This window comes from Pseudomonas sp. NPDC089918, from assembly GCF_050280605.1.
Lineage (GTDB): Bacteria > Pseudomonadota > Gammaproteobacteria > Pseudomonadales > Pseudomonadaceae > Aquipseudomonas.
The window spans coordinates 1-10147 of sequence record NZ_JBNNVP010000013.1; the positions used below are offsets into that span (position 1 = coordinate 1).

At 58.2% G+C, this 10147-nt stretch carries 2 protein-coding genes and 1 pseudogene; all 3 read left to right on the forward strand.

Features of this window, described 5'->3' with window-relative positions:
• Nucleotides 1–2160 (forward strand): annotated as a pseudogene (locus tag ACQKPC_RS11630) (hypothetical protein); the annotation flags it as partial.
• A 452-nt stretch (nt 2161–2612) separates the two neighbouring features.
• Nucleotides 2613–6905, forward strand: coding sequence for a beta strand repeat-containing protein (locus ACQKPC_RS11635; RefSeq protein WP_401171002.1), 4293 nt, complete (start codon nt 2613–2615; stop codon nt 6903–6905).
• Nucleotides 6906–7233: 328 nt separating this feature from the next.
• On the forward strand, nt 7234–9951 hold the full coding sequence (locus tag ACQKPC_RS11640) for a DUF5801 repeats-in-toxin domain-containing protein (protein ID WP_427624687.1): 2718 nt from the start codon (nt 7234–7236) through the stop codon (nt 9949–9951).
• The last annotated feature ends 196 nt before the right edge of the window (nt 9952–10147 follow it).

Here is a 10147-nt window from a genome sequence, read left to right on the forward strand (position 1 = left end):
GCCAGCGGCAGCGTGACCGGTATCTTCCAGTCCGGCGCCGACACGCCGCTGACCTATGCCTTGTCGAGTAACACCAGCGGCTTGCCGGCGCTGAGTTCGGCCGGGGTGGCGCTGGTGTACAGCGTCGTGGGCAATACGCTCACCGCCACGGCCGGCGCGACCGATGTGTTCACCTTCAGCCTCACCGCAGCGGGTGCCTACACCTTCACGCTGCTCAAGCCGCTGGATCACGCCGCCGGTAACAACGAGAACGACATCACCCTCAACCTGGGCTCGCTGCTGCAAGCCACCGACAAGGATGGTGACACGGTGACGGCCGCGGCCGAGAAACTGGTCATCACCGTCGACGACGACACGCCGACGGCGACCGGTACTGCCGCAACGGGAACCGTCGACGAGGACGGCCTGGCCAATGGCATTGCCGGTGGTACGGGCGACGTGACCGGCGAGGCGACCACGGCCAGCGGCAGCGTAACCGGCATCTTCCAGTCGGGCGCCGACACGCCGCTAAGCTATGCCTTGTCGAGTAACACCAGCGGCTTGCCGGCGCTGAGCTCGGCCGGGGTGGCGCTGGTGTACAGCGTCGCGGGCAACACGCTCACCGCCAAGGCCGGCGTAGCCGGTGCCAACGTGTTCACGTTCAGCCTCACCGCAGCGGGTGTGTACAGCTTCACGCTGCTCAAGCAGCTGGATCACGTGGATGGCAACGACGAGAACGACATCACCATCAACCTGGGCACGCTGCTGCAGGCCACCGACTACGATGGCGATACGGTGACGGCCGCGGCCGACAAACTGGTCATCACCGTCGACGACGATACGCCCGTTATAGGGACCGCCCCTGTGCAGGATCTCGATCCCACTTTGGGTGCGACGTCATGGACCTTTTCGGGTGACTTCGCCTACTCGATAGGTGCGGACCAGCGCGGGCCGACCTACTCTTCGGCAGCGGACAGTGATTTTGCCGAACTCGCCCTCTCTGGTTCGGCGAACGATGTTGCGATCGTTAATCCAACGGTCACCTGGGATTCAGAGAATCTCAACGCTGCCACGTTTAACGTGTCGTTCGAATACGATCACGATCGCAATGCTGCCACCGCGACTGAACTGGTGGAAGGCACGCTGGTGTTTGACAAAGTCAATGACACCTATACCTTCGAGATGGATGCGCTGCAAGTGAAGCAAGACGTCACGCTGGGCGAAGGCACTGGATACGAAACGTATGACGTGGGTGGCACGAGTCCTTCCAGTGGCCCATCACCTGTGGCTACTGGGAAGCTTGGGGAAGGTTTCTACATCCAGATCACGGGCTTCGAGGCACCACTTAGTGCCGGCGGCAATACTGCCGTGGCGGCGGGTGAGCTGGTGAGCGGCACGCAGGCCCCTGTAACCTTGTCCAGCACTGCTCTGGGCGTTTCCGGAAATACGATCCAGGCAGGTGAAGCGGCCAACATCAATTTCTTCCAGACTGATCCGAAAGGAGATCTGGGCGCGACCAATTTTAGTTACGCGACCGATTTCTTTATCAAGTTCGATGGATACGAGACTGAAAGCGATGATCTTGTGCTTATAGTCAGTCTTGCTGATGCAAATAATTCTTCCATCACTACGACACGTGCCATCTACGTCGACCAAGGCGATGTGTACGAGAACGATACAAACAACGCCGATCTTGTTGGAACCAAGTACGAGGCCCTTATCCTCGATGACCTAGCCGATCCGAACGACCCGTTCCTGGACAACAATGATGCTCTATTGATTGTTGAAAGTAATGACTTCAACATTCAGGCCGGTGATAACTGGCTCATCAAGGGCATTCAGATTCTTTCGAATGATGCTGGCCTTACGGGCAGCGCGATAAATCTGAATCGCAATGTCGGTGCCGATGGCGCAAGCAGCACTGCCGCACAGCCGGTCGTTGGTCTCGTCGGGCCTGGAAACACGATTGCGGAGGATACGAGTACGAATCCGCTGAAGATCATCGATGCTGGTTTCTCCACCACCACGACTACACCAGCTACCCTTGATCTAACGCTGGATTTCAAAGTCGTCGATAGCGATAGCGATTTCACCGCTGTACAGACGATTGATATCGAAAATCCTGTCGTGGTCGAACTGGTGGGATTAACTAACTTGGCACCGACAGATTTCGTGCTTTGATCCGCTAAGAAGAGTACGCGCGCGACAGGATGTAAAACCTGTCCCGCGCGGTAATGCTGGCGACACGGTGATCGTATTGGTCGGTGTCAATCTTGCAACCGAAGTTGCACCGGGAGACTTCGTCTGATCCCTTAATTTGCATGACTTCTTCAGGAGGTGTTTATTGGTTAGCCTCGCGGCCCACAAGGCAGCGGGGCTTTCCATTTCCGGTCTACCTCCCGGTATCCAATGTCGGTTGCCAAACGGAATCGAGTCCCCAACACCCTCTCTGATCAGGGCTTATGGTTGATCCATGGACCCTGTACTCATCCCGTCGCCCCCTCCCAAGTAGTCTGAAACTCCCACCCCACTTGGGAGTATCGGCCGATGCGCAATAGCCGGCGCTTATCCATAGTTGCGGCCAATGGTCAACGGTCAGGCCAAGATGACCGCAACTGCTCTGGAGAAAGATCATGGCTATTGGAATCACCGGCGTGAACGTTTCGCTGGACGAAACGTCCGGTTTGCAGAATGCCACCGCCACGCCAACCCCTACGGGAGACGCTGACGACAACGACATTCTGGTGACCTCCCTGCCCTCGACCTTTGCTACCCGTTTGACCGCACTGAGTGCCGGTACCGCAACGGGGGCAGCGTTGAGTGGCTATACCGGTGCCGTGGGCAATACAGGCAGCAATGCGTTCACCATCACCGCAGACCCCGGAGCCAGCATTACCAATATCAGCTTCGTCGACAGCAATGGCGCACCGCTCAATGGTCTGGACAGCGGTCTGGATACCCTCGATGGCACCAGCATCCTTCTCTATACGGACGCGAACAACGACAACATCGTTCTGGGCCGAGCCGGGAGCGCTACCGGCGCGATCGTGTTCGCCGCCTATATCGAAGAAACCGGATCGCCGGTCTCGGGCGGCAAGATCTGGACCGTGGAGTACCAACCGCTCAAGCATCCAGATGCTGCGAACGCCGATGATTCGCTCAATCTGCTGAATAAGGTATTCGTCGGAACCAGTCAGGACCTGGAATTCAGCCTGGCCGGTGTGCCTTCCGGTGCGAACCTCTTCCTGATGTTCACGAAGGCAAACCCGGCAACTGAAACGGTCGATGGTGTCGTGCGGATCACGGATCCCACCATCATCGCCACCGGTAAGGACCCTGCAGACCAGTCAAGCGGCGCCAATATCAACACTGGCGACACGATCATTACCAGCCAGGCGGCTAACCCGACCACCTTCGGCACCAACAATCAGATGATTACGGAACAGGATGGCATCCGCTTTTCGTTCGTCACCGGTGCCAGGCAGGATGTGACCATTCCCAACCTGAGTCAGACCGAAGCAAATTTTGAATCCAACATCGACTTTACCGGCGTCTTCAACGCAAGGATGGCTAATTTCGACGTCGTACAGCTGCAAAGCGGCAAGAGTGCCGTGGTAAAAATCAGCGCATTCACCACCGCTGCTGAACCTGGCGTGAACTTCATCAACGGCTATGCGGGTGATACGTCAATTGCCATCACCAATGTTCGCGTCTTCAACAGCGCCGGGGTGGTGATCGAGAATTCAAACGGATCGGTGAATGATCCGGCCATTGGCATCACCTTTTCCGGTGGGGTTGCTACCATCACCGGCGTTTTGGCCGGCTACCAGATTGAATACACCACAGCGTCGGATCACAACCGCGTGCTCGTCGAGAACGGCGCGGCCCTCGACGCCAGGGGTAATACCCACGCCGATTTCGATATCGGTGGTTTCACGCTGGTCCAGGCCTCTGTTTCGAAAACCGAAATCGGCTCCAAAATGATCTTCGAGGACGACGGCCCGAGCGCGGACGTGGTTGATGGCGGCGGCGCGGTGACGATCGACGAGACGGCTGGCAACCAGGACAACGACAGCGACCTGGCAGCGGTTCTGGCCCTGTTCGACACAGAAGTAACGAATAAAGGCACGGACTTGAATCCAACCGAGTTCGCGATCAGCACCACACCTTTGGCCACCACGACACTGAGCAGCTTTGGCCAGGACGCCGCGGGCGGGACGAAAGTGCTGTCGCTGGCGATTGTGGGCGGTGATGGCACCGACTCGTTGCTCAACACCACCGATGGCAAGGACATCAAGCTGTTCAAGGAAGGCAATCTGATTGTCGGCCGCTATGACGTGGCCAATGGCACGGTCACGGCAGATGATCCGGCGGCGTTCGCGATTGCGCTGCAGCAGGACGGCAACGTGGCGGTGGCGCAGTATGTCTCGCTCACGCACCCTGTCGCCGGTAGTTCGGCGGCGGATCATGACGACCGGGTCGATTTGGCCGGCCTGGTCAATGCGGTGGTGACGGTGACCGACGGCGACGGCGACACCAGCACCGACAGCGTCGGCATCGGCGATGACATCAACTTCGACGACGACGGGCCGAGCGCGGACGTGGCCGATGGCGGCGGTTCAGTAACAATCGACGAGACGGCCGGCAACCAGGATAACGACAGCGATGCGGCGGCGGTTCTGGCGCTGTTCGACACGGAAGTGCTGAACAAGGGCACGGACTTGAGTCCAGCGGAGTTCGCGATCAGCACCACGCCTTTGGCCACTACGGCGCTCAGCAGCTTTGGCCAGGACCAGGAGGGTGCGACGAAAGTGCTGTCGCTGGCGATTGTGGGCGGTAATGGCACCGACTCGCTGCTCAACACCACCGATGGCAAGGACATCAAGCTGTTCAAGGAAGGCGATCTGATTGTCGGCCGCTATGACGTGGCCAATGGCACGGTCACGGGAGCCGATCCGGCGGCGTTCGCGATTGCGCTGTTGCAGGACGGCAACGTGGCGGTGGCGCAGTATGTTTCGCTCACGCACCCTATCGCCGGCAGCTCGGCGGCTGCCCATGACGATCAGGTCAATCTGGCCGGCCTGATCAACGCAGTGGTGACGGTGACCGACGGCGACGGCGACACCAGCACCGACAGCGTCGGTATCGGCGGCGACATCAACTTCGACGACGACGGGCCGGCGGCGTCAGCCAACAGCACGGTGCTGCTCGACGACGATGCACTCACCGGTGGCAATCCCGGCGGTACGGACGACGATGTAAACGCGGCTAACGCAAGCGGCACGCTGGGCCACGACTTTGGTCAGGACGGGGCCGGAACGGTGGCCTATCTGACCAGCGGCGCACCCACAGGCTTCACCTATGTGGCCGATGGCACCAGCTTGTTGGTCAAGCAGGGCACGACCACGGTGCTGACCCTGACGATGGTTGCGGCAACAGGTGCCTACTCGGTGGTGCAAAACAATCCGATCGCTCATGCGGCGGGTCTGAACGAGAACAACCAGGCGTTCACCATCAGCTACCGGGTGACCGATGGTGATGGCGATACGGCCGACGGCACGCTGGGGATCAACGTCGATGACGATACCCCCGTTATCGAGACAGCCCCTGTGCAGGATGTCGATCCCACTTTGGGTGCGACGTCATGGACCTTTTCGGGTGACTTCGCCTACTCGATAGGTGCGGACAAGCGCGGGCCGACCTACTCTTCGGCAGCGGACAGTGATTTTGCCGCCCTCGCCCTTTCTGGTTCGGCGAACGATGTTGCGATCGTTGATCCAACGGTCACCTGGGATTCAGAGAGTCTCGCCGCTGCCACGTTTAACGTGTCGTTCAAATACGATCACGATCGCAATGCTGCCACCACGCCTGAACTGGTGGAAGGCACGCTGGTGTTTGACAAAGTCAATGACACCTACACCTTCGAGATGGATGCGCTGCAAACGACGCAAGACGTCACGCTGGGCGAAGGCACTGGATACGAAACGTATGACGTAGATGGTACGAGCCCTTCCAGTGGCCCATCACCTGTGGCCACTGGGAAGCTTGGGGAAGGTTTCTACATCCAGATCACGGGCTTCGAGGCACCACTTAGTGCCGGCGGCAATACTGTTGTGGCGGCGGGTGAGCTGGTGAGCGGCACGCAGGCCGCAGTAACCTTGTCCAGCACTGCTCTGGGCGTCTCCGGAAATACGATCCAGGCAGGTGAAGCGGCCAACATCAATTTCTTCCAGACTGATCCGAAAGGAGATCTGGGCGCCGACAACTTTAGTTACGCGACCGATTTCTTTATCAAGTTCGATGGATACGAGACTGAAAGCGATGATCTTTTGCTTATAGTCAGTCTTGCTGATGCAAATGATTCCTCCATCACTACAACACGGGCCATCTACGTCGACCAAGGCGATGTGTACGAGAACGATACAAACAACGCCGATCTTGTTGGAACCAAGTACGAGGCCCTTATCGTCAACGACCTAGCCGATCCGAACGACCCGTTCCTGGACAACAATGATGCTCTATTGATTGTTGAAAGTAATGACTTCAACATTCAGACCGGTGATAACTGGCTCATCAAGGGTATTCAGATTCTTTCGAATGATGCTGGCCTTACGGGCAGCGCGATAAATCTGAATCGCAATGTCGGTGCCGATGGCGCAAGCAGCACTGCCGCACAGCCGGTCGTTGGTCTCGTCGGGCCTGGAAACACGATTGCGGAGGATACGAGTACGAATCCGCTGAAGATCATCGATGCTGGTTTCTCCACCACCACGACTACACCAGCTACCCTTGATCTAACGCTGGATTTCAAGGTCGTCGATAGCGATAGCGATTTCACCGCTGTCCAGACGATTGATATCGAAAATCCTGTCGTGGTCGAACTGGTGGGAGTAACTAACTTGGCACCGACAGATTTGGTGCTTTGATCCGGTGACCGACATCGCAAGCACTGACATTGTCTGAAAACCGCTGCAGGTACACGGCCTGGCTCCCGCAAGGGGCCAGGCCGTTTTTTATTGGGCCACTGCGGTCCCTGAGCCAAGGCCAGACGAGCCTTGCGGCATGTCCTCATTCCCAAACGGAATAGGCGGCACCGTTCCTTAACGCCCTCGTGCTGTTCCCCATCCAAGTAGTCTGAAACTCCCATCCCGCCTGGGAGTATTGGCCGATGCGCGATCCCCGGCGCTTAGCCATAGTTGCAGCGATAGGTCAACGGTCAGGCCTCGATGACCGCAATTGCTCTGGAGAAAGATCATGGCTATTGGAATCACCGGCGTGAACGTTTCACTGGACGAAACGGCCGGATTACAGAACGCCACCGCCACGCCAAGCCCTGCGGGAGACGCTGACGACAACGATATTCTGGTGGCATCCCTGCCCTCGACCTTCGCTACCCGTTTGACCGCACTGAGTGCCGGTACCGCAACGGGGGCAGCGTTGAGTGGCTATACCGGCGCCGTGGGCGACACGGGCAGCAATGCGTTCACCATCACCGGTGGAGCCAGCATTACCGATATCAGCTTCGTCGACAGCACTGGCGCACCGCTTAATGGCCTGGACAGCGGACTGGACACCCTCGATGGCACGAGCATCCTTCTCTATACCGATACGAACAACAACATCCTTCTGGGCCGAGCCGGGAGCGCTACCGGCGCGATCGTGTTCGCTGCCTATATCGAAGAAACCGGATCGCCGGTCTCGGGCGGCAAGATCTGGACCGTGGAGTATCAACCGCTCAAGCATCCAGATGCGACGAACGCCGATGATTCGCTCAATCTGCTGGATAAAGTATTCGTCGGAACCAGTCAGGACCTGGAATTCAGCCTGGCCGGTGTGCCTTCCGGTGCGAACCTCTTCCTGATGTTCACGAAGACGAACCCGACAGTTGTCGACGACAGTGGTGTCTTGCGGATCACGGATCCCACCATCATCGCCACCGGTAAGGACCCCGCAGACGAGTCAAGCGGCGCCAATATCAACACTGGCGACACAATCATTACCAGCCAGGCGGCTAACCCGACCACCTTCGGCACCAACAACCAGATGATCACGGAACAGGATGGCATCCGCTTTTCGTTCGTCACCGGTGCCCGGCAGGATGTGACCATTCCCAACCTGAGTCAGACCGAAGCAGATGTTGAATCCAACATCGACTTTACCGGCGTCTTCAACGCGAAGATGGCCAGCTTCGACGTCGTACAGTTGCAAAGCGGCAAGAGTGCCGTGGTAAAAATCAGCGCATTCACCACCGCTGCTGAACCTGGCGTGAACTTCATCAACGGCTATGCGAACGATACGCCGGTTGCCATCACCAATGTTCGCGTCTTCAACAGCGCCGGGGTGGTGATCGAGAATTCAAACGGATCGGTGAATGATCCGGCCATTGGCATCACCTTTTCCGGTGGGGTTGCTACCATCACCGGCGTTTTGGCCGGCTACCAGATTGAATACACCACAGCGTCGGATCACAACCGCGTGCTCGTCGAGAACGGCGCGGCCCTCGACGCCAGGGGCAATACCCACGCCGACTTTGATATCGGTGGTTTCACGCTGCTCCAAACCGCTGTTTCGACTGCCGAAATCGGCTCCAAGATGATCTTCGAAGATGACGGCCCTTCACTCGCCTTTGGTAACCTGATCGGCACCGGTAGCGTCCTGCCACAAACCGGATATTGGAGTCATTCGGCCGGCGCCGACGGGCTGGATGCGAACGGTCTGGATATTTCGGTGAATAGCTCGTTCACCCTCGTCAGGCCAGACAACACCACCACGACCGGGACCGCCACACTCGACGAGCTATCGCCCTCACCGGACGGCAATGGCGCATACCAGTTCGCCGGGACGTTGACCGGCGATTTCGACAACAACGCCGCCACAACGGATACCACCATCGACTACACGCTGAGTGCCTTGGCCGATGGCAGCTATGTACTGGATCTGGTGCAAGGCTTCAGTTCGACGGTCGTGCTCAGCAGTGCCGATGGCTCGCTCGGTGCCGGCGGCCCGGATCCAGTGCGCACCTTGTTGATTCCAGAGCAGGATCCGCCGACTATTCCTTCGCCATCCGAGGAGATTGTCTTTTTTGGTGTTACCGCGACCACGTCCTCAAGCGACATATTTTCCGCCATCGGGCTGGGAGCACCCGACCTCACCGAAGCACAGATAGAAAGTGGCGGGTTTGCGTTTATCGGCGCCGCGAACATGAACGTCAGCACCTCCGGCATTGGCATCGCCAACAACAACCTGGATGGAAACACGACAGCAGGCATCAATGCCGGTGACGAGAGTTTCGTCATCAATCCCGAGTCTTTGTTGTCGAGCATGAAAGTGTTCATCGACAACTCAGTACAAGGGTACAACCCGGCAACGGAAGAGCTGTACTACACGATCTTCTACGCGGACGGCACCACTTCGGGTTCGCCGACGAAGGTTCTTGCCGCTGATCTGACCTCGGAAGCCGGAGGACAGAAGTCCTTCGTCATCGAGAAGGCGGACGCGACGCTGATCGACGCTGTTCAGCTCACGATGGGCCTGGGCACGATCAAGATCCCAGTGATCCAGTTCATTCAGGAGACCGAGAGCCTGGCCAGTGATATCCAGCTGACATTCAACGCGACGGTGACGGACAGGGATGGGGACTCGGCGACGAGTACGTTCGACGCCAACCTGTTCGCCAACGACTTGACCGGATCTTTCGACTACACGCTGGTGGGTACGGGCGGTGAGGCTGATGCCTTCAACGTCGACTTGTCATTCACCGAGAACCTGTACCAGGTCACCGGCTTCGATGCGGGCGCAGACCTGCGAGATACGCTGGTGCTCAACGGCGACCAGAACGCGGTTGTCCAGATTGACAACAGCGGCTCAGACAGCATTGTGTCGGTCACCGAAACGGGCGGACAAGTCACGACCATCACCTTGGTCGGGGTTGATCTTCTGACTAGCAACGACATCGTTATCGGCAGCGTCTGAGGCGTCGCGCGCGTGAAAGGATGCGAGGGTGGCGCAAGTCACCCTCGCATTGTTTTTGCAGTTCCAATAGGCGATCCGCACGCTCGCATCACCTTGGGCACCCTGCGGCAGACCACCGACGAAGACGACTAGGCCGAAACTCCCACCCCGTTTGGGAGTATCGGCCAATGTGCAATTCCGGGCGCTTGGTCATAGT

Bases quoted from the DNA above. Each gene is read 5' to 3' on its own strand.
- ACQKPC_RS11635 (WP_401171002.1), top strand. From the start codon at position 2,613: ATGGCTATTGGAATCACCGGCGTGAACGTTTCGCTGGACGAAACGTCC.
- ACQKPC_RS11640 (WP_427624687.1), top strand. From the start codon at position 7,234: ATGGCTATTGGAATCACCGGCGTGAACGTTTCACTGGACGAAACGGCC.